14 protein-coding genes are annotated in these 20,430 nt (G+C 57.8%); 7 read left to right on the top strand and 7 right to left on the bottom strand.

Translation table 11 applies throughout. The features are described from left to right. Positions 1 to 41: 41 nt before the first annotated feature. Positions 42 to 284 carry a GlsB/YeaQ/YmgE family stress response membrane protein gene (locus tag Q669_RS17410; protein WP_011787088.1) on the top strand — a complete coding sequence of 81 codons (243 nt, stop codon included), beginning with the start codon at positions 42 to 44 and terminating at the stop codon, positions 282 to 284. 1 nt (position 285) lies between these two features. Then, the gene (locus Q669_RS17405; protein ID WP_022993253.1) at positions 286 to 687 is read left to right on the top strand and encodes an MAPEG family protein; all 402 of its coding nucleotides are present in this window, start codon (positions 286 to 288) and stop codon (positions 685 to 687) included. A 57-nt stretch (positions 688 to 744) separates the two neighbouring features. Here the strand turns inward: Q669_RS17405 and Q669_RS17400 are convergent, their stop codons facing one another. Then, positions 745 to 1,185: an OmpA family protein gene (locus tag Q669_RS17400; RefSeq protein ID WP_022993252.1), complete on the bottom strand. Its 441-nt coding sequence runs from the start codon at positions 1,183 to 1,185 to the stop codon at positions 745 to 747. A 226-nt stretch (positions 1,186 to 1,411) separates the two neighbouring features. Here Q669_RS17400 and Q669_RS17395 point away from each other — a divergent pair, with 226 nt between their 5' ends. Continuing rightward, on the top strand, positions 1,412 to 2,863 hold the full coding sequence (locus Q669_RS17395; protein ID WP_022993251.1) for a rhomboid family intramembrane serine protease: 1,452 nt from the start codon (positions 1,412 to 1,414) through the stop codon (positions 2,861 to 2,863). Positions 2,864 to 2,881: 18 nt separating this feature from the next. Here the strand turns inward: Q669_RS17395 and Q669_RS17390 are convergent, their stop codons facing one another. The 3 genes from Q669_RS17390 to Q669_RS17380 all read right to left on the bottom strand — a co-directional run bounded on the left by Q669_RS17390 (position 2,882) and on the right by Q669_RS17380 (position 8,337). Continuing rightward, entirely contained in the window at positions 2,882 to 4,336 is a 1,455-nt protein-coding gene (locus tag Q669_RS17390; protein ID WP_036149913.1) for a hypothetical protein, read from the bottom strand. 120 nt (positions 4,337 to 4,456) lie between these two features. After that, positions 4,457 to 5,443, bottom strand: coding sequence for a two-component system response regulator (locus Q669_RS17385; RefSeq protein ID WP_022993249.1), 987 nt, complete (start codon positions 5,441 to 5,443; stop codon positions 4,457 to 4,459). Further along, the gene (locus Q669_RS17380; protein WP_022993248.1) at positions 5,437 to 8,337 is read right to left on the bottom strand and encodes an MHYT domain-containing protein; all 2,901 of its coding nucleotides are present in this window, start codon (positions 8,335 to 8,337) and stop codon (positions 5,437 to 5,439) included. The genes Q669_RS17385 and Q669_RS17380 overlap by 7 nt, the downstream gene beginning before the upstream one ends. Before the next feature lie 215 nt (positions 8,338 to 8,552). On the opposite strand from Q669_RS17380, the gene acnA reads away from it, so the two are divergent. After that, positions 8,553 to 11,315, top strand: coding sequence for an aconitate hydratase AcnA (gene acnA / locus Q669_RS17375; RefSeq protein WP_011787081.1), 2,763 nt, complete (start codon positions 8,553 to 8,555; stop codon positions 11,313 to 11,315). Here the strand turns inward: acnA and Q669_RS17370 are convergent. Genes Q669_RS17370 through Q669_RS17360 form a run of 3 tightly spaced genes read right to left on the bottom strand, consistent with a single transcriptional unit; the run spans position 11,312 to position 16,997 of the window. Further along, complete coding sequence (locus tag Q669_RS17370) at positions 11,312 to 13,228, bottom strand: ATP-binding protein (protein WP_011787080.1); 1,917 nt, start codon at positions 13,226 to 13,228, stop codon at positions 11,312 to 11,314. The two genes, acnA and Q669_RS17370, sit on opposite strands and share 4 nt — an antisense overlap. Before the next feature lie 12 nt (positions 13,229 to 13,240). Beyond that, positions 13,241 to 15,286, bottom strand: a complete 2,046-nt coding sequence (locus tag Q669_RS17365) for a GAF domain-containing protein (protein WP_022993247.1) — start codon at positions 15,284 to 15,286, stop codon at positions 13,241 to 13,243. Beyond that, entirely contained in the window at positions 15,273 to 16,997 is a 1,725-nt protein-coding gene (locus Q669_RS17360; RefSeq protein WP_022993246.1) for an ATP-binding protein, read from the bottom strand. Before Q669_RS17360 ends, Q669_RS17365 begins: the two co-directional genes overlap by 14 nt. A 161-nt stretch (positions 16,998 to 17,158) precedes the next feature. On the opposite strand from Q669_RS17360, the gene Q669_RS17355 reads away from it, so the two are divergent. Genes Q669_RS17355 through Q669_RS17345 form a run of 3 tightly spaced genes read left to right on the top strand, consistent with a single transcriptional unit; the run spans position 17,159 to position 20,397 of the window. Then, complete coding sequence (locus Q669_RS17355; protein ID WP_022993245.1) at positions 17,159 to 18,844, top strand: diguanylate cyclase; 1,686 nt, start codon at positions 17,159 to 17,161, stop codon at positions 18,842 to 18,844. Between the two features lie 24 nt (positions 18,845 to 18,868). Beyond that, entirely contained in the window at positions 18,869 to 20,008 is a 1,140-nt protein-coding gene (locus Q669_RS17350) for a response regulator (protein WP_022993244.1), read from the top strand. Next, positions 20,005 to 20,397, top strand: coding sequence for a response regulator (locus Q669_RS17345; protein WP_022993243.1), 393 nt, complete (start codon positions 20,005 to 20,007; stop codon positions 20,395 to 20,397). Before Q669_RS17350 ends, Q669_RS17345 begins: the two co-directional genes overlap by 4 nt. Positions 20,398 to 20,430 lie beyond the last annotated feature (33 nt).

Here is a 20,430-nt window from a genome sequence, read left to right as displayed (position 1 = left end):
ACGAAACTGACGCTGATTCTGGACATCTGGGGAGTGACATAATGAACCTGATCTGGTTTCTGATCATTGGCGGTCTGGCCGGCTGGCTGGCCGGACTGATCATGAAGGGCAAGGGCTTTGGCGTGTTGGCCAACATTGGTATCGGGATTGTCGGCTCGTTTATTGGCGGCTTCCTGTTTGGCCTGTTGCAGCTGTCGGCCCACGGCGCCATTGGCCGCCTGGTCACCGCAACGGTAGGCGCTGTACTGCTGCTGGCCATCGTTAACAAGATCAAGAAGGGCTGACATGATCGTACCTGTCACTGCTGTTTTCGCGGCTGTCACCGGCCTGTTGTTGCTGGTGTTGTCGGCTCAGGTGGTCAAGTACCGGTTGAAATACCGCAAGGGCCTTGGGGTTAATGATGACCCGGAATTCGAGGCTGCCGTGCGGGCCCACGCCAATCTTGTGGAATACGCACCGCTGGGTTTGATCATGCTCGCCATTGCCGAGCTCAATGGCGTTTCCAGTTCGCTGATCTACTGGACCGGAATGGCGTTGGTGGTGGGCCGCATTCTCCATGCCTGGGGCATGATCAATGGCAAGGGCGGGCCACATTGGGCACGCATGATTGGTATCCTGCTAACCTGGCTGGCGATTCTGGTTGCGGCACTGTTGCTGTTCTGGAACGTCTGGCAGGTTTATGGCTGAAACTGTGTCCAGCCATTGAAGAACGGGGCCTTGGGGCCCCGTTTGTGTTTCTGTCGATTACAGCGCCCGGGCGACGTCCAGGCTCAGGTATTCCAGTTCCACACGCCGGTTGGCGGCGTGGTCCTCCGGCCGGGTCAGCGGGCGATCCGAGCCCCAGGTGGCCAGCAGGATGGACGATTGCGACACGCCTTCCTGAATCAGTAGCCGGGCCACGGCGTTGGCCCTGAGCCGGGCCAGAAACCGGTTGTATTCGGCAGAGCCAAAGTTGTCGGCGTGGCCGTGGATGCGAACCTGCATGCCGGGGTGCCCTTTGATATAGGCCGCGTGCCGCTTGAGCATATCGATATCCGGGGCATCCAGAGTGTGTTTGTTGAAACCGTAGTGGAATCGGGTACGGTGGGGGCGGTCGGCGTCGGCCGACAGTTGCCCGTTGGCGCCGGCGAATGCCAGGGCGGCCTTGGCCAGCATATCGGGGTTGTCCAGAACAAGTACGGTCATTTGCTGCTTCCTCGAGTCGAGTGCCCGGCGTTTTTTTGTTATGTCCCCTTCACTATTGATGTCAGAGGCCATAACGGCAATTGGCGAATGGTCGATAGCCGCCCGGGTTCTATAGCTACCGATTGAATGGCATTTGTGTGACTGTGTGATTACACCGGGAAAAGAAGGCCCCGCTGTGGTAAAAAGCAGCTTTTCAGGGACAGATTATGATGAATTGTGACCGCCCATGCTGATTATTCCTGCCGAGAATGCCGTAAACTGGAAACGCCCACCCTGGGTAACCCTGGGCCTGATCATGGCCTGCCTGCTGGTCTTTCTGTTCTACCAGGGCGGAGACGACCGCAAGTTCGAAGCCGCACTGGAAGACTATCTGGAGAGCGATCTGCTGGCCCTGGAGGCCCCCGCCTACGAGGACTACCTGCAGCGGGAAATCCAGTTCGAAGGCAGCCAGCAGCGGGTTCTGGAGTTGCAGGAATTCCAGCAACTTCAGGAAAATGAGGAAGCACTCTGGCAGGCGGTGACGTTGCTGCTGGATCGTGAGTTTTACCAGTATCTGCAGCAGAACCGGGATCTGATCTGGGCCCCGGCACAGCGCAACCTTTGGCTGGAGCAGCGCTCGGCGATCGAGCAACAGTGGATCAGCCGGATGAGTGCCTATCAGTTGGGACTGGTGCCGGCAGAGCTCTCGCTGTACACGCTCATTTCCTACCAGTTCCTGCACGGCGGCTGGGGCCACATTATTGGTAACCTGCTGTTCCTGTTCCTGCTGGGTTTTACCGTGGAAAAAGCGCTGGGCCCGGGGCGCTTTCTGGTGGCTTATCTTGTCTGCGGTGCCTTGTCCGGCCTGGTATTTACCGCCTTTTCCATGGGTAGTCAGGTACCTCTGGTGGGCGCGTCCGGCTCCATTTCCGGGTTGATGGGTATGTATGTGGCTATTTACGGGCTGCAGCGCATCCGCTTCTTCTACTTCCTGGGCGTTTACTTCAACTATTTCCGGGCACCGGCCATCGCCATGCTGCCGGTCTGGCTGGGCAAGGAAATCTATGACTACTGGTTTGCCGGTGCCACCGGTATTGCCTATATGGCCCATGCCGGTGGCCTGGCGGCCGGTGCAGGGTTGGTGTGGCTGCTGGGTCAGAGCTGGCTGCAGGTGAAAGACGAGTTCTTCGAACCGGAGCAGGAAGAACAGGACGAACAGTTCACCAAGGCCTATGGCCAGGCCATGGCCAGCCTCGGCCGCATGGAGTTCGACCTGGCCCGGCGCCAGTTCGAGGCGTTGCGGGAGCGTTATCCGGAACGGCCCGTGCTGCTCGAGCACCTGTATCAACTGGCTAAATTAAGGCCGGACCTGGACAGCTACCGGATGCGTGCCGAAGAAATGATGGCCGATGCCATCGCCCGGCGGCAGCCGGAACAGATGGTGGATGTCTGGCAGGAGTATCTGAGCAAGGGCGAGGCCTATCATCCGTTGGCACCGGAGGCGCACAATCGTGTGCTGTTCGCCAGCCTGAAACGCCATGATTTCAAAGCCGCAGAGAAGGCGTTTGAACGCATGCGAGCCAAGGCCGAACCGGACATGGTGAATGAAGCCTGCCGGCTACTGGTGGCGGAGTTCGAGAAACTGCAGATGGAGCCGAAAGCGCGCCATTACCGGCAGCTGTTGCAGGTTCACGGCTGAGGCGTGGCAGGCACGCCCTCAGTCTGAAACCTGAAAGCTCGCTTTTGGCCCTTTCAACGGTTGTTGGTTCGCCGCCTGTTCCAGCCAGACATCAATATGCTCGTGGGCCGGATGGTTCACGCAGCGCTTCTTGATGAACGACAGGAAAGCACTGGCTTTTTCCCATTGCTGCAGGCCATTGGCCAGGGCCTGGGCCACAATCAGATAGGCGGGTGCCAGCTGCTCGCTGTCCGGGAAGCGTTTGTGGAAATCCTGCAGTAAACGGATGGCCGCTTTGTGATGGCCCCGATGGTACAGGGTGCCGGCACACTGCACCGCCAGTTCCGGGTCGTCCAGCTGGAACTTCGGCTCCACCATTTGCAGCGTCTGTAACAGTTGATTCAGCCCGTCTCCATCATGCCGTTGGGCCAGCCAGGCCATAATCCTGGGGTGGTAGCGGTACAGCTCTTCGGCATCATTGCGGGCGGTCAGCAGCTGGTAAAGCTGGCCGATGCGGGCAGGGTTGGTCCGGTCCCGTTTGAGGGCTTCCTTGAGCATGCTCTGCACACGGTCGTAGTTGCCATCCTTCAGGTTCATATCCAGATCGGCATCAAACCGGCTGCTGCGATCCCGCTGGTGTTGGTCGGTTTCCGAAATCTCGTCCTGAAGGTCTGAGGCAAAACCGAGTTCTTCCTGATACTGGAACAGCAGGTAGCCCAGCATGTGAAACAGGATCAGGGTAAAGGTACTGTTCAGGAAACCGGCCAGGGGTTGGGCCACCCACATGGGGAAATGGTTCACGGCAAAATCCTGCGCCGCGCCGGAAGCCAGGGTGAGCAGAATCAGGTACCCGTAAAGCAGGAAGTAGGGCGTGCCGATGCGTGAGATCAGCACCGCCAGGTTCATGGGGTTTACAGCAGCGCCCACAGAGCGTTCCATGGCAAGCACCATGATGCTGGCCGGCAGTGCCAGTACCACAAACGCCACGGCCAGCATCATCAGTATCGGCCCGCCCAGCATGGCGGCGGCGCCTACCAAACCGCCCATCAGCACAAACACCAGCAGTTGCAGCACCACAATGTCAAAACCGCTGCCGGTAAACGCCACCGACACGGGTGGCGGTTTCAGATGGCCTTCCGCGGTGTGGTTGATCACCGCATAGGTGTACTTGAACAGAGCCAGGGCCAGCACGAGCCAGATGATCAGGCCAATAATATTGGCCGGCGCCACCACAGGAACCAAAGTGCAGATGGCGATCACGATCAGCGGATCGGTGTGGAAGGGGTAACGGAAAAACGCCCCCACCCGCTGCCAGAAGGGCACCACCTCAGTGGCGGCGCCCAGATAACGCATGGCTTTACTGCAGCGGGGACATAGCGCCCGGCGCTGGCGGGTATCGGCATCCGGCATGCAACGGCTGCAATAGTGCATCTGGCATTCGCCACAATGCCACTTGGCAGGGTCACCCGGATGGTAATGACAATCGTGCTTCACGTGAGACAGTTCCTGATCCGTCAGAAATCAGCCGCCAATCATGACAGAACTCGACCCGAGCCGCACCCGCTGTGTTCACAGTTGAGAGGCGGACATGGCCGCCTCTCAACTGTGACGCGATCAGGATTCCTGCCAACGCTGGCGCACCTCAAGTATCGCCGGCAGGCAGCGGAAGAAGGCTCCGACCAGTTCCGGGTCGAAATGCTTGCCGCTTTGCTCGCGAATCAAATCCGTTGCCTGTTCTATCGGCCATGCTTTCTTGTAAGGGCGCTCGCTGGTGAGAGCGTCGAAGACATCGGCCAGGGCCACAATCCGCGCAGAAATGGGAATAGCGGCGCCTTTCAGGCCTTGAGGATAGCCGCTGCCATCCCATTTCTCGTGGTGGTTCTGTGCCACTTCCCGCGCCATGTTGAGCAGATCTGAGCCGTCTTCACCGATAATTTCCGCCCCGATTTCCGCGTGGCGCTGCATGACAGCCCACTCATCCGGATCCAGTTTGCCGGGTTTCTGAAGGATAGCGTCCGGAATGCCGATTTTGCCGATGTCGTGCATCGGGGCAGCATTGAGCAGGGTGTCAGACCAGGCTTCCCCGAGCCCAGCCTCCAGTGCAATCAGCCGTGAGAAATGGCTCATGCGGATAACGTGCAGGCCGGTTTCGTTGTCCTTGTATTCTGCCGCTCGCCCCAGCCGCTGAACGACGGCCAGCCGGGTCTCTATCAGCTCGTCCATACGCACCAGAGACAGATGATTTTTCACTCTGGCCCGGACTATCGCCGCATTCACGGGTTTGGTTATATAGTCCACCGCGCCCAGTTCAAAGCCCCGGGCCTCGTCATCTGCGTCCGACAATGCGGTGACGAAGATCACCGGAATAGTACGGATATCCGGGTCTGCTTTCAGGGTTTTGCACACCTCGTAACCGGACAGGCCCGGCATCATCACATCAAGCAGGACAAGATCCGGTTTCTCTCTGCGTGCCAGTTCCAGCGCCCGTTCACCATCTTTGGCGAACAGTAGCCGGTAGTGGTCGGAAAGTACGTTGCGCAGCACCTGAAGGTTGGCTGGCTCGTCGTCCACCAGCAGCAGGGTCTTGGTGTCGGTCAGCATTGCGAGGCCTCCAGGGTATCGCGAAAAGTGATCAGAATTTTGGCCGCTTTCTCTGGTTCGAAGTCGTCGAGAGCCTCGTTCATCGCATCGGCGATCTCCGTGGGCAGTCCTGGCTTCAGCTGGTCGATAGCGCGTTCCGGAATTTCGCCCTGGCTCAGGCGTTCGATCACTTGTGCCAGCGTTTTCGGGTCTATGGCATCCGGTTCAGTCCAGCTTGCGGGGCGCGTTTCAGAGTCCGCTGCTTGTTCGGTCAGCCACTGGCGTGCCCGATCAAAATCGTTCTGGAGCTCCTGCCACAGGGCCTCCGGCACCGGTTTTTCCGATTTCAGCCGGGTCTCCAGGTTTGCCAGCGTTGCCGCTAAACGCCGGAAACCCAGATTACCGGCAATGCCGCTAACCCGGTGGGCTTCGGCTGTCGGGTTATCGGGGCAGAGCCGGATTGCTTCGGGTTGATTCTCTGGCGCTTGCAACAGACGTCCTGCCGCCCGTAGGTGTTTTTTGGCGTCCGGCCAGAGCTGCCTGAGCGTGACGGTATCTATCGTACTGTCGTCGACATCATGACCTGCATTGCTCGGTGCCGAAGCCTCTATGCCCAGGACTCTGGCCATCTCGGCAGTGAGTTCCGGCAGATTGAGTGGTTTGATGGCGAAGCCGTCCATCCCTGCCTCGGAAGCCTGCCTCCGATCGTCTTCCAGCACGCTGGCGGTAAGAGCAATTACGGGCGTGTATCGTCGCTGGGCGGCTGCTTCATGTCGACGTATTGCCCGGGTGGCTTCGTGGCCGTTTATTCCGGGCATTTGCACATCCATCAGAATCAGATCGAAAACCTGGTTACGATAGAGGTCTATCGCTTCTTGTCCGTTCCCGGCCGTGGTGACCTCATGTTTGCGGTGAAGCAGCAGGGTTTTCAGCAGTTCGAGATTTTGTGGCACGTCATCAGCCACCAGAATGCGCAAAGGGGGAAGAGCGACTTCCTGGTCTGCCAGCGTATCCTCGTCCACGGCCAGGCCGGTAGGCAGGGGCAGTTCTACCTGGAAAACCGAGCCCTTACCCGGGCTGCTGGTCACGCTGATGGCGCCACCCATCAGTTTTACCAGTTGTCGGGCAATGGTCGTGCCCAGGCCAGTGCCACCAAAGCGACGGGTCATGCTGGAATCGGCCTGGGTAAACGGTTCGAAAATCCTGTCGATGCGATCGGCAGAAATGCCAATGCCGGTATCCTCAACCCGGATAACGACCATACGCGCAGAGGGCTCCTGCACCTTCAGGGTGACACCGCCTGTCTGGGTGAACTTTACGGCGTTGCTTAACAGATTCAGCACCACCTGCTGAATGCGCAGGGGATCGCCCTGATAGTATTCTCCGGCCTGGTAATCCAGTGTCAGATACAGCCCTTTGCGCGCCGCATTCAGGGATTGCGTGGCAATCACCTGGTCACAGAGGCGTCGCAGGTTGAAATCTTGCAGTTCGAGTTCGGTATGACCACCGTCCAGTTTGGCGGTGTCCAGTATATCGTTGAGCAGGTTAAGCAGAGACCGGGCCGAGGTTTTCACCACGCCAAGATGCCGTGCCTGGGTTTCATCCAGCGGTGTGTCCAGTACCAGGTCTGTGAAGCCGATAATGGCGTTCATCGGGGTGCGGATTTCATGGCTCATGTTGGCCAGAAACGCACTTTTGGCGGCGGCAGCCTGCTCAGCTTCCTCTTTCGCCCGGCGCAGATCGGTTTCCATTCGATGGCGTTCGGAAATGTCAGTGATGAAGCCTACGAAAGTGCTGATGCCACCCAGTCGGGATTCCCCAATGCCTAGCCGAACCGGAATCTGGTGGCCGTCTTTATGCAAAGCCCAGACTTCCCGGCCGGAGCCGATGATTTTGCGTTTCCCGGTACGCAGGTAGTTTTTCAGATAGCCGTCGTGGGCGTCCCGATGAGGGTTGGGCATCAGCATGTTGATATTCTTGCCCACGACTTCATCGGCTCGGTAACCGAAAATGCGTTCTGCCGATTCGTTAAAGGAAAGCACAATGCCCCGATCGGAAATTTTGATAATGCCATCTACGGCGGCATCGACAATGGTGCGCAGTTCGCTGGCGGTTTCCTGACTGCGCCTCATCAGGGCGCGATAACGGGCTACCGCGTTGACCCCGGATGCGAGCAGACTGAGGGTTACCGTTACGAACGCAATGGTCAGTGCCAGAATGGTGTGGCGGTTGCTTCCGGGCAGAAAATCCGGATCAGGCTGGCCGATAAACCGGGCGGCTTCCATCGCAGTGTAATGCATGCCGGCGATGGCCAGCCCCATCACGGTACCGGCGAGTAAACGGCGCTTGTAACCCCGAAGGCGAGTTCTATGGCGCAGCCCGAAGCTGATCCACAGCGCCAGGGTGCCCAGTATGACCGCCACCACAATCGACAGCGCAAACAGCGTTGGGTCGTAGCGAAGTGCCGGCCCGATCTCCATAGCGGCCATGCCCAGATAGTGCATGGCACCGATGCCGGCGCCGACCACCACGCCACCGCCGATCAGTCGCTGCCCGGTCAGGTCGTGCCGGGCCAGGAGGCTGAGCGCTACCCAGGAGGCAAACAGGCTCGGAGCGGCGGAAAGCGCGGTAATCCAGGGGTGATAGTGCACATGGGTGGGCATTTCAAAGGCCAGCATGCCAATAAAATGCATGGACCAGATGCCAAAGCCCAAAGCGGCTGAACCGCTGAACAGATGGAGGCGCTGCATGTAGAGGGTGTTGCTGCGGCGCGCAGCGGCCGCCAGGGTCAGCCCCATGTAGGAAGCGCCCACTGCGATCAGCAGAGACAACATCACCAGGCCATAGTCGTATTGGCCCGATACCAGTTTGTCAGCCTCGGGATTCAGAACAAAGAAATGATCAAGCGCTAGCAAGCGAGATTCCTGTAACAGTCGGGGAACGCTAAGGTGTGTACGGTATCAGTACGGGAATGGCACAAGTATCGTCTTTTTGTGTCATTTGTATACGCCAGGTCACGGATGATACTGACAGTATTCACCGGGGTAATGCGGAACATTCACGGGACTGCAGTTGAACTCTCGCCATTCGATGCAATAGTTAAAGGAGATTTCCGAAGAGGAGGCATCGCATGTCGAGTTCATCCCTGAGTAAAGACAGCCTGAATACCCTCTCCACCCTGAGCGCGGGTGGCCAGACCTACCACTACTACAGTTTGCCCAAGGCAGCGGACACCCTGGGCGACCTCAACCGCCTGCCGTTCTCGTTGAAAGTGTTGATGGAGAACCTGCTGCGCAACGAAGATGATACGACGGTCGACCGCTCCCACATTGATGCCATGGTGCAATGGTTGAAAGACCGGGGCTCGGATACCGAAATCCAGTTCCGTCCGGCCCGGGTTCTGATGCAGGATTTCACCGGGGTGCCCGGGGTAGTGGACCTGGCGGCCATGCGCGAGGCCGTGAAGAACGCTGGTAAAGATCCCGCCCTGATCAACCCGTTATCGCCGGTGGATCTGGTGATCGACCACTCGGTGATGGTGGACAAATATGGTAACCCGTCTGCCTTCAAGGAAAACGTCGCCATAGAGATGGAGCGCAACCAGGAGCGTTACGAGTTCCTGCGTTGGGGCCAGCAGGCCTTTGACAACTTCCGGGTGGTGCCGCCGGGCACCGGCATCTGCCATCAGGTGAATCTGGAATATCTGGGCAAAACGGTGTGGCAGAAGGAGGTGGACGGTAAAACCATCGCCTACCCGGACACGCTGGTGGGCACCGATTCCCACACCACCATGATCAACGGTCTGGGCATACTCGGCTGGGGCGTGGGCGGTATCGAAGCGGAAGCCGCCATGCTTGGCCAGCCGGTCTCCATGCTGATTCCGGAGGTGATCGGTTTCAAGATCACCGGAAAGCTGAGGGAGGGCATCACGGCGACCGACCTGGTGCTGACCGTCACGGAAATGCTGCGCAAGAAAGGCGTGGTGGGCAAGTTTGTGGAGTTCTATGGGGACGGCCTGAAAGACATGCCAGTGGCCGACCGTGCCACCATTGCCAATATGGCGCCGGAATACGGTGCTACCTGTGGTTTCTTCCCGGTGGATGAACAAACCATCAACTACATGCGCCTGACCGGGCGGGATGAAGCACTGCTGGAACTGGTTGAAAACTACGCCAAAGCCCAGGGATTGTGGCGGGAACCCGGTCATGAGCCGGTATACACCGACACCCTGGAGCTGGACATGGGTGAAGTGGAAGCCAGCCTTGCCGGCCCGAAGCGGCCCCAGGACCGGGTCGCCCTCACCAACATGAAAGCGTCGTTTGAATTGCTGATGGAAACGTCGGAAGGCCCGGCAGAAAGCCGTGAGGCCAAGCTGGAATCGGAAGGGGGTGGTACAGCGGTCGGTGCTCAGAGCGCCTATTTCGAACACCCCGCCAGCCAGCCACTTCACATGAATGGTGAATCTACCCGGCTGGACCCGGGCGCGGTAGTGATTGCGGCGATTACCTCCTGTACCAATACATCCAACCCCAGCGTGATGATGGCGGCTGGCCTGATTGCCAAAAAGGCCGTGGCCAAGGGTCTGAAAACCAAACCCTGGGTCAAAACCTCACTGGCGCCGGGCTCCAAGGTGGTGACCGACTACCTCAAAGTGGCCGGCCTTCAGGATGACATGAACCAACTGGGTTTCAACCTGGTGGGTTATGGCTGCACCACCTGTATCGGTAACTCCGGCCCGCTGCCGGATGAAGTCGAGAAAGCCATTACTGATGGGGATCTCACCGTGGCCTCGGTGTTGTCCGGTAACCGCAATTTCGAGGGCCGGGTGCATCCGCTGGTGAAAACCAACTGGCTGGCCTCGCCCCCACTGGTCGTTGCCTATGCTTTGGCTGGCAACGTACGGGTGGACCTCACCAAGGATCCTCTGGGCGCAGACCAGGATGGCAACCCGGTGTACCTGAAAGACCTGTGGCCAAGCCAGGCCGAGATCGCGGAAGCGGTCGAGAAGGTCAAGACCGACATGTTCCGCAAGGAATACGGCGAGGTCTTCGAGGGCGACGACATCTGGAAATCCATCAAGGTGCCGGAAAGCAAGGTGTATGAGTGGAGTGACAAATCCACCTACATCCAGCATCCGCCCTTCTTCGAAGGCATGGGTGAGCAGCCCGAGGCCATCGATGACATAACGGATGCCAACATCCTGGCCCTGTTGGGAGACTCGGTGACCACCGACCATATTTCGCCGGCCGGTTCCTTCAAGCCGGATACGCCGGCGGGCAAATACCTGCAGGAACATGGTGTTAAACCAAAAGACTTCAACTCCTACGGCTCCCGCCGGGGCAATCACGAGGTGATGATGCGCGGCACCTTTGCCAACGTGCGCATACGCAATGAAATGCTCGACGGCGTGGAAGGCGGCTTCACCAAATTTGTGCCCACCGGGGAACAAATGGCCATCTACGATGCCGCCATGAAATACCAGGAGCAGGGCACGCCGCTGGTTGTGATTGCCGGCAAGGAATACGGCACCGGCTCCAGTCGGGATTGGGCCGCCAAGGGCACCCGGTTGCTGGGCGTAAAAGCCGTGGTAGCGGAATCCTATGAGCGCATCCATCGCTCCAACCTTATTGGCATGGGCGTGATGCCGCTGCAATTCCCGGAGGGGACTGATCGCAAGAGCCTGAAACTCACCGGGGAGGAAACGATCAGCATTCAGGGACTGTCTGGCGAGATCAAACCGGGCCAGACCCTGACCATGACGGTGAAATACAAGGATGGCTCTACCGAAACCTGCGAGCTGAAGTCACGGATTGATACTGCCAACGAGGCAGTGTATTTCCAGCATGGTGGTATCCTGCATTACGTGGTGCGGGAGATGCTGAAAAACGCCTAGGCGGCCGGGACTTCCAGCCAGAAGGTGGCTCCCTGGCCAGCTTCTGACGTGAAGTCGACGTCGCCCTCCATCCTGGCCATCAGCTCTTTGGTGATGGCCAGGCCCAGGCCAGTGCCACCCTTGCTGCGTCGATCCGAACTGTCGGCCTGGGAGAACTTCTGGAACATGCGCTCTCTGAATTCCGGAGCGATACCAGGTCCCTCGTCCTGCACGTAGATTCGGAGCCCTTGACCATGCAGTTTTGTCCAGATACGAATCTGGCCGTTGACCGGTGAGAACTTGATCGCGTTTGACAGGATGTTGTTGAGTGCCTGTGCCAACCTTTGCTTGTCCGCCTTAACCGTGGTTGTTGAAAGTTCTTGTGCGTTCAGAGTGATGTTTTTTTCGGTGGCGTAGTTCTGGATGTTTTCCAGGCTTTCGGTGATCGCCTCAGACACAGGAAATTCGATCACATTGAAATCCATCTTGCCCGCAATCAGTTTCTCGATGTCCAGCAGGTCATTGATCAGAAAACCCAGCTGATCGCTGTTTCTTTGGGCGATTTTCAGCAATTGTTGTGCTTTTCCTGAAAGCTCTCCGACAGCATTGGTCGTTAACAGCGACAGCGCCCCGGAAATGGAGGTGAGAGGGGTTCTGAGTTCATGACTGACGGTCGAGATAAACTCGCTCTTTAATCGTTCCGCCTCTTTTCGTTGGGAGATGTCCTCGACGATGATCCAGATAACGGATTCTTTTCCCTGAAGGTCCAGGCGCAAACCGTGGAGCATGAGCGGCTGGAGAGTCCCATCTGCCATTGGGAAGAAGCCTTCAACTCCGGTGAAGCGAACCTGGCTTGCCAGGCGGTTGGATATTGAAGGTTCGCTGCGTTGTTTATCGCCGGAAAGGCTGCGCACATCGTCGAAATACCCGATGTTGTTGGCTTTCGAGTCCAGTATTCGGGTGAAGCCCGGGTTGGCCTGTAGCAACTCCCCAGAGATCGCGTCATAGAGGGCGATGCCGAACGGGGCGAGTTCAAACAGGCCCCAGAATCGGAGTTGCATCTGGCGATCACGGAGGATGAGTGTCGTTATCCAGAGTGTGCCGGCAATGATGATCAGAGTGACCAGGCCGAGCAGACTACGCAGCAGCCACGGAGAGTCCGGATGGTCCGGCCATCCATCCGCTGGCTGAGCGTAGAGCTTCCAGGAAAACCCCGGCATGGCCATGGTTGTTGAGACCGGCTCTTGCCAGGCTGCATCGGGCTCACCGAAAAACAAGCCTTTATCTATGTTGCCTGAGCCTGTCGTTGAGAGCGCAAAGACAACCTCGGGAGGGAGGCTGTCCAGCCCAATCGCGGTGTAAAGTCGATCCAGATCCAGAATGGTGGAGATAACGCCCCAAACCCGTCCCGTGTCGTTCTCGAAAATGGGAATACGCGCGGCCAGGCCCTGGCCTCCCTGTACCAGATTAATAGGGCCGCTGAAGACTGCTCGCCGGCTTTCCAGTAGCAGGGCCATTTGATCTCTTGACAAGCTCTGAGCCTGAAGGTCGAGCCCGAGGGCAGCCTCATTTCCATCCAGAGGGTAGATGTGTTTTATGACAAATCCGGGGGCCAAACCGATATTCAGCAGTTCTGGTGCCAGTTTGAAGATGACGGAAGCCAGCCGCTGAAATCGCTCTTCACCGATATCTGGTTGGACCGCAACGTTTGCAGCGAGCCCCCACACTGTTTGTGTGTTTTGCAGAATGGTGGCGCGCAGACGCAGCCCCAGATCATCTACCTTCTCTTGCCATTTCGCCCGCACATCAGCCCGGTGTCGTTCCGTTGCGGTTGAGTCGATCGCCAGCGCGAGCCCGACCGTCAGCAGGCAAACCGTCAATCGAGCAAGCCAGACCAGGCCGAAAAAAGCTTGTTCTTGTTTTTGTGTGCTCATGTCAATGCAAGCTCATGTTAAGGGTAACTCCAGCCAAAAGGTGGAACCCTGCCGCTCGGCCGAGTTGAACCCGACACTGCCACCCATCTTCGTCATGATTTCTCTGGTGATTGCCAGTCCAAGGCCGGTCCCGCCTTGTCCGCGGGTAACAGAGCCATCTGCCTGCGCGAACTTCTGAAAGATCCTGGATCGGAAGCTCTCAGGTACGCCGATCCCCTGGTCTTTCACCGAGATGCGGACCGCCGATTCTGACGATTCAATATCGACGAGGATTTCGCCGTGCTCGTGTGAGAATTTGACGGCGTTGGACAAAAGGTTGGTGAGAGCCTGTTTCAGCCGGATGCTGTCAAACAGCGCCGTGAGCCCCGGTGAACCGTCCCGCAGAGTGATGCGCACCTGACGCTGTTTGGCGAAGGGCTGGATTTCTTCAATGGCTGTGGTTACGCACGTTCCAATGTCCTGTTCCTCAGACGCGATGGGCATGTTGCCCGCAATCAGTTTTTCGATATCCAGGAGATCGTCTATCAGCAGCTTCAGGTGGTCGGCGTTGCGCTTTGCGATGGAGAGCATGTGACGGCTTTTCTCGTCGATGTTTCCCGTAACGCCGCCCAAAATCAGCCCCAGGGACCCGGAAATCGAAGTGAGGGGAGTGCGCAGTTCGTGGCTGACGGTGGAGATGAACTGGTTCTTCATCTGTTCGGCTTCGTATCGCTCGTTGATGTCTACGATATAGCCGTGCCAGAGAATGCTGCCATCCGGCAGTTTTTCGGGGTTGGCCTGCCCCTCGACCCAGTGCCAGTTCTGGCCTTGCCACTGAATTCGATAACGCTGGTGCCAACGGCTCAAGTTGTCTGCGGACTCTTGAATGCTCTCAGCAACCTGTGGAAGGTCTTCAGGGTGGATGACGCCGAAGACTGGGCCGGCATCGTTTGCCGCAGCTTCGGCGCTGATGTTGTAGATCTGCTGGATACCTTGGCTGGTGTAGGGAAAAGTGCTGTGACCGTCTGGCCAGAGGCGGTACTGGTAGAGCATTCCCGGGGCGTTGCTGACGAGTTTTTCCAGGGTCTCGGCCTGCCGGGACTGGTGAATGGCGTCGGCGACCCAGCGGGCCAGCAGGTTTACAAACATCTTTTCCGTTTCGGTAAACGGTGGTTTGCGCGGTATGGAGGATGAAAAGTTCAGGGTTCCGAACAGTGTGTCATCTATCCAGATTGGCGCGGCCAGGTAGCTTTCCAGACCAAACTCGGCGTAGCAGGGGTGGTCCTGAAATCGCGAGCGCCCCATGTGGTTGATGGCGAGCACGTCACCCCGCTCGAGAAGAATGGAGCAGTAGGTTTGCTCAACGGGCAAGGTGAGTCCGTTCTCAAGCGCCTTGTTTCGGCGCGCATGGTGCCAGAGTACGGTGTAGGCGCCACCATTGATTTCGCTGACAATGGCCGTTTCTGTCCCCAGGAAATGGTTGGCCTTGTTGAGCGCTAGCGGAATGGCGGTATCAAGGTTGCCTTTCACTTCCAGAACGATTTCGTTCAGTGCATTCAGTGCCCGGGTGCGCTCACTGTAGTAGTTGCCCAGCTCCTGAAACTGGAGTTCGCGTTCGATGATATCGGCCAGGTCTCTGAGTGTTTTCTCGTCCCGGTTCGAAAAGCCTCGAGGTTTTTTGTCGATAATGCATAGGGTGCCAATGCGAAAGCCCGAGCGGTCTTCCAGCGGCGCGCCCGCATAGAAACGGATATGGGGTTCTCCTGTGACCAGGGGGTTGTCGGAGAACCGCTCATCGGCCAGTGCGTCGGAAACCACGAAAGCCTCGGATTTCAGGATGGCATGGCCGCAGAACGAAATGTCACGACCGGTTTCCCGGACTCCCAGGCCATAGCAGGACTTGAACCACTGGCGTTCCCGGTCGACCAGTGACACCAACGCAATGGGCACATCGAACGCCTCGGCGGCAAGCCTTGTTACCCGATCGAAGCGCTCCTCCGGGGGAGTGTCGAGCAGCTTTGTCGCCTCCAGGGCGGAGAGCCGTTGTGGTTCTTCGAGTGGGTACTCAGGTGACTTCATGATCAGGCTCCCTTGAGGTCTCCTGGCGGGGAATGTCGAGCCAGAAATGGGCCCCTTGCTGGTAATAGTAGCCCACTTGGCCGTGCATCAGATGGGCCAGCTCACGGCAAATGGCCAGCCCCAGGCCAGTGCCGGACTGTGCCTGTTTTGAGGATGGGTTGGCTTGTGCAAACCGCTCGAACAGATGTGGAATAAACTGCTCATCCACCCCCGGGCCGTGGTCCGAAATGATGAATCGGATGGTGTTCTGATTAACCGCTCGGGCGGACAGCTGAACGGCGGCGCCAGTGGGAGAGAACTTGATGGCGTTGCTGATAAAGTTGTCCAGTATCTGTCGGAGTCGCTGGGGGTCGGCTCGGACCACCAAGGGTTCAGCGGCCGGGACTGCGCACAAAGAGACACCATAATGGGTGGCCATTGAGCGATTGCCTTCAATGGCCTGCTCCAGGGCTTCACTGACCTGGATTGTGCCAATCTGCAACATCATTTTTCCGGCGATGGCTTTATTGAAATCCAGCAGATCTGAAATCAGCAGCTGCAGTTGTTCGCCGTTGCGCAGCGCTACTTCCACCATTTTCTTGGCCTTTTCCGGAAGCTCGCCGGCCGCCTCCCGGTCCAGCAGTTTCAAAGAACCGTTGATTGAGGTCAGAGGCGTTCTCAATTCATGACTCACGGTGGCCACAAACTGGTCTTTCATCTGGTCCAGAGCTTCCCGTTCCTCCATCAGCCGGTTGAAGGCCAGCGCGAGATTGCGGGTTTCCGGTGGCCCCTTGGGCTTCAAGTGGCGGGTATCCGATGCGCCATCCACCATGGCCCTTATCCGCGTGGACATGTGTTCCAGGGGCCGGGTGGCAGTGCGCCCGAGTAGCCAGGCTGCTGTGGCCAGAATCAGTGCAGCCATTACGCTGAGCAGCAGAAAGTTTTCAAATGAGGCCCTGGCCGGGCCGGTCACGCCTTCATAGGGCTCGGCGCGCAGAAACAACCAGCCGACACGCTCCAGATGACGGGTCGCATAAATCCAGCGTTTACCGGATTTGTCGGTCACTACCCCCGATGTGACGCCAGACAGCGCTGCGTCGATAATCAGGTTCTCGCCGGGTGGCGGTAGCTCAGGCATCGGAGCGCCGGGGGTCAGCGAATCCACCTGTGTGAAGTGCCCGGTATCGAGCACCTTGAAGATGGCGTTACTTTTTTCACTCAAGGAGTCGGGAATGATGCCGGATTCAGCCAGGTTGATGCTGCCGCCCGCCAAGCCCAGCAGATCGCCGTCGTCACTGACAATGGGAGCCAGAAAAGATAGCAGTGGCAATCCGGTGGTGCGGCCGATAATGGGACGGCTGATCACCGCTTGCCGGCTAGTCAGGGCTTCCCGGAAATGCGGGCGGTCTGAGTAGTCAGTGCCGATTCGTCTGGGCACAAAACGGTTCTCTGCAATGGCGACACCCTTGTCATCAAAAATGAGCAGGCCGCCTTCGAAATAGCGTTCAAGACTGGGCTGGCGCCCGAGAAGCTCTTTCAACTCAGGCAGAGGGCGCAGGTTGTCGCCGTCCGTGAGAAAAGCCGAGAAGGCCTTCAGTGCCTCCAGGCGAATCTGAAGCTGTTGGTCCACAATGCGCGCAGCCGAGTCGGTTTCCAGCAGCTGCCTTTGGGTCAGAACGTTCTCGAAATCCCTTACCAGCCCGTTGTAGGCAAAAAACAACACGGCTGCCATGGTCGCAATACTGCTGGAGATCGTAATCAGGGTAACGCGTATACCTAACGATGGGGATCTCAACGGTAATCCTTAGTGGCGTGGTCGAGAGCGGAAAAATGTGCTTACATAGAGCTTAGAGTATTTCCAGAGTCGGAAAAACCAGGATTCGGGGAGTTTTTTTGGATAACCAACGGCAAGACGACATCAGTGATCGCCTGAACGTTCTGAAACTGCGTTTTATCGAGCGTTTAAGGGGCGAGTTGACCTACCTTTCGGGGTTCGCGACCCTGATTCGAGAGGGCCGGGTGGATGAGCTGACCCTCAGCGACTGTAGTCAAAGGTTGCACAAGTTGGCGGGATCTGCGGGCACGTTTGGTTTCCCCTCCCTTGGAGAATTTGCGCGAGAGCTCGAAAAACGTCTCAAGCGGGAGCAAGAAGCTTTGGCGGAGGAATCCGACGACCAGTTCGATTGTCTTCCCGTTGATGAAAATGTCGCCGACCAGCTTGAACTCCTGATTGGCATCGCCGATCTGGATAACCCGTTGTCCACGGAGCGGGAGCGATCGGCGCAAGCCGATGAAGAGCTGGTCTCCCATGGCATGCAGGTTCGGCTGATCGTGGTTCTTGACGCCACGGATCAATTGGCGTCCTTGCCGGATGAATTGCAGAAATACGGGTTTTCTGTCGAGACGATAGAGAGCCGGGAAGGCGTGGTGCAGGCTTCAAGTACTGATCCTGGTAATGCCGCAGCCGTGCTCTGCAGCGATGCCAGTATTGAAAGTGTGGCTCGTTGGTTGGAGGCCCATCCCCGCGGCGCCTATCAGCCACCGGTGCCGGTTGTTTGCATCGGACAGGCCGAAAACTTCGATCGTCGCTATCACGTTGCCCAGCACGGGGCACGTGCGTTCATGTCGGCGCCGGTGGACCTGCCCGAACTGGTGGAGCGGCTGGAAACCCTGGTTCAGGAACTGGCCGCCGGCACCAAAGGCCGCGTGATGATCGTCGACGACGACCGGGAACTGGCCGAGCACTATTGCCTGGTGCTCAAGTCTGCCGGTATTGAGGCCCATGCCGTCTCTGACCCTTTGACGCTGCTGTCAGAACTCTATGCGTTCGAGCCTGAGCTGTTGCTGATGGATATTGAGCTTGGCGCGCATTCTGGCGTAGTTCTGGCTCGAATGATCCGCTTCCATGCCCGCTGGTTGAGCCTGCCGATTGTTTACTTGTCTTCCGAAGATGATCCGGAGCGCCAGCTTCGGGCGCTGTCCGGCGGTGCCGATGAGTTCCTGGTCAAACCGATTTCCGATGATTACCTCATCCGGGCCGTCCAGATGCGCTGTCATCGGGCTCGGCAGCTGTCTGAGCTGATGAACCGCGATAGTCTGACGCGACTGCTGAAGCACTCGGTAATCAAACAGGAAGTGGAAAGGGAGCGTCAGCGTTGCACCCGGGGCGATTACAGCTCTGTTGCGGTACTGCTGGACATTGATCATTTCAAGCAGGTGAATGACACCTGGGGGCATGCACAGGGTGATGTCGTCATCCGGACTCTGGCCAATCTTTTGCGCAACCGGCTGAGGGAATCCGATGCCATCGGTCGCTACGGTGGTGAAGAATTTCTTGTGGTACTGCCGCATTGTGAGCCGTCAGCAGCCCTGCGACTGATGTCCGGTATTCTTGAGAGCTTTTCTGAACTGGAGTTTTCCAGTGAAGACGACGTGTTCCACGTGACGTTCAGCGCCGGGGTCGCAAAAATCAATGATTTTTCTGCCGGTGATCAAATCATTGAAGCGGCTGACAAGGCACTCTATGAGCGGAAACGAAACGGCCGCAATGGCGTTACGCTGTATACAGCTAACGCGTAGGTCAATCATGCTACGGAGAATGCCTTGAAAGCATTGGTGCTTGAAGACGATGATCTCTTCGCGGAACTGCTGGAGACCGTAGTGGCGGGGCTCCGTCCAGGCATGCGGGTGACGGTGGCGAGCCGGCTGTCCGAAGCCTTCCGATATGTTGAAGATGACGATTTTGATCTGATTATTGCGGACTGGAACCTGCCGGATGGCTCGGGGCTGGAGCTGGTTCGCAGGGTGCGTTCGGCTAAAGCGACCATGCCCGTTGTGATCGTCTCGGCCCGGGCCGATCGGGACTCCGTTTTGAAGGCCGCCCATTACGGCATCAATGGCTATATCACCAAGCCTCTGGACGTTCGTGTCCTGCATAAGAAACTCACCGATCTCCTGTCCGATACTCCTGCGAAGCTGCCTTCGATCTCGAGTTATCTGGCCGATGCGCTGGAGAATATTACGCAGTTGCCGTCCGATCTGGATGCTGCTGAGATTCTGGATTTATACCGGCGTCAGGACGAGCTTTCTGCTTCGCAACTTGCAGAGCGGTGGCGGGATCACCCAGCGCTGACGCTGCGTCTGCTGGATGTGGCCAACAGCACCTCCTTTCGGCGCACGGGTGAACCTCTGGATACAGTCCGGGACGCGATAAGTTCGATCGGGGTTGCGATGGCGTTAAACCAGGCGCTGGCATTGTCTCTGGATGTTTCGCGCAATATCCAGCATCCGCCATTGCGCGCCCGGGCTGACGTCTATTATGGCCAGGCGCTCAGTGTCGCAAAATCCGCCCAGGCTCTGGCGCTGAGACTCAAAAAGCAGCCGATGCTGTTCCAGCAGGCTGGTCTGCTCAGTCGCCTTGGTGAGATGGCCCTGGTCAAAGTGCTGGACGAATACGTAGCGCTGGGTGGCGAGGTTGAGGAGACCGCGTTTGAAGCGCTGTTCCGGGAATGGTCGGCACCGTTTGGTAATCGCCTGAAAATTCATTGGCACCTATCTCTTGGTTTAAGGGAGCTCATTGGTGCAGTGCACACGCTCGGTTCCGATTGTACCCGGGAGGACAGACTGCTGATGCGGGCTGCTTCACTGGAATCGTTGGGTTTGAAGTCTGGCGAGGACTGCCAGCGTTTACTCCGGCGGCTGGGCTTGGATGAGACTGAACCAAAGGAGTTAAAGCCCTCGTGAGCCAACAAGTTGATCGCGTGCTTTACGTTGAGGATGATGAGGACATTCGCAGTGTGGCTGAGTTGGCACTGGTGGATGTGGGCGGCTTCGATGTCTGCCTGTGTGCCTCTGGTCAGGAAGCCTTATCGCGCATTAAGGAGTTTGGACCGGATCTGGTTTTACTGGATGTAATGATGCCGGGTATGGATGGGCCTCAGACTCTGAAAGCCCTGCAGCAGCGCCCGGAGGGGCTGAATATTCCGGTTATCTTTATGACCGCTCGTTTACAGCCCTCGGAAATTGAGGAATACCGGTTGCTGGGCGCCATCGGTGTCATTCCGAAACCCTTTGATCCCATGACTCTGGCCGATGATATCCGGCGTCTGGTGGCCGACAACCCGGAGCGTTGAACCGGGTGCGTCGTCATTGGTTTTAGGGTAGGC

It is taken from the genome of Marinobacter sp. C1S70 (genome assembly GCF_000475355.1).
In the GTDB taxonomy this organism is placed as follows: Bacteria; Pseudomonadota; Gammaproteobacteria; order Pseudomonadales; family Oleiphilaceae; genus Marinobacter; species Marinobacter nauticus.
The sequence above is the reverse complement of the archived record's forward strand: the minus strand, read 5'-3'. Positions and strand labels throughout refer to the sequence as shown.

Coding starts and splice junctions, on each gene's coding strand:
- Q669_RS17410 (WP_011787088.1), top strand. CDS start 42: ATGAACCTGATCTGGTTTCTGATCATTGGCGGTCTGGCCGGCTGGCTG.
- Q669_RS17405 (WP_022993253.1), top strand. CDS start 286: ATGATCGTACCTGTCACTGCTGTTTTCGCGGCTGTCACCGGCCTGTTG.
- Q669_RS17400 (WP_022993252.1), bottom strand. CDS start 1,185: ATGACCGTACTTGTTCTGGACAACCCCGATATGCTGGCCAAGGCCGCC.
- Q669_RS17395 (WP_022993251.1), top strand. CDS start 1,412: ATGCTGATTATTCCTGCCGAGAATGCCGTAAACTGGAAACGCCCACCC.
- Q669_RS17385 (WP_022993249.1), bottom strand. CDS start 5,443: ATGCTGACCGACACCAAGACCCTGCTGCTGGTGGACGACGAGCCAGCC.
- acnA (WP_011787081.1), top strand. CDS start 8,553: ATGTCGAGTTCATCCCTGAGTAAAGACAGCCTGAATACCCTCTCCACC.
- Q669_RS17370 (WP_011787080.1), bottom strand. CDS start 13,228: ATGAGCACACAAAAACAAGAACAAGCTTTTTTCGGCCTGGTCTGGCTT.
- Q669_RS17365 (WP_022993247.1), bottom strand. CDS start 15,286: ATGAAGTCACCTGAGTACCCACTCGAAGAACCACAACGGCTCTCCGCC.
- Q669_RS17360 (WP_022993246.1), bottom strand. CDS start 16,997: ATGGCAGCCGTGTTGTTTTTTGCCTACAACGGGCTGGTAAGGGATTTC.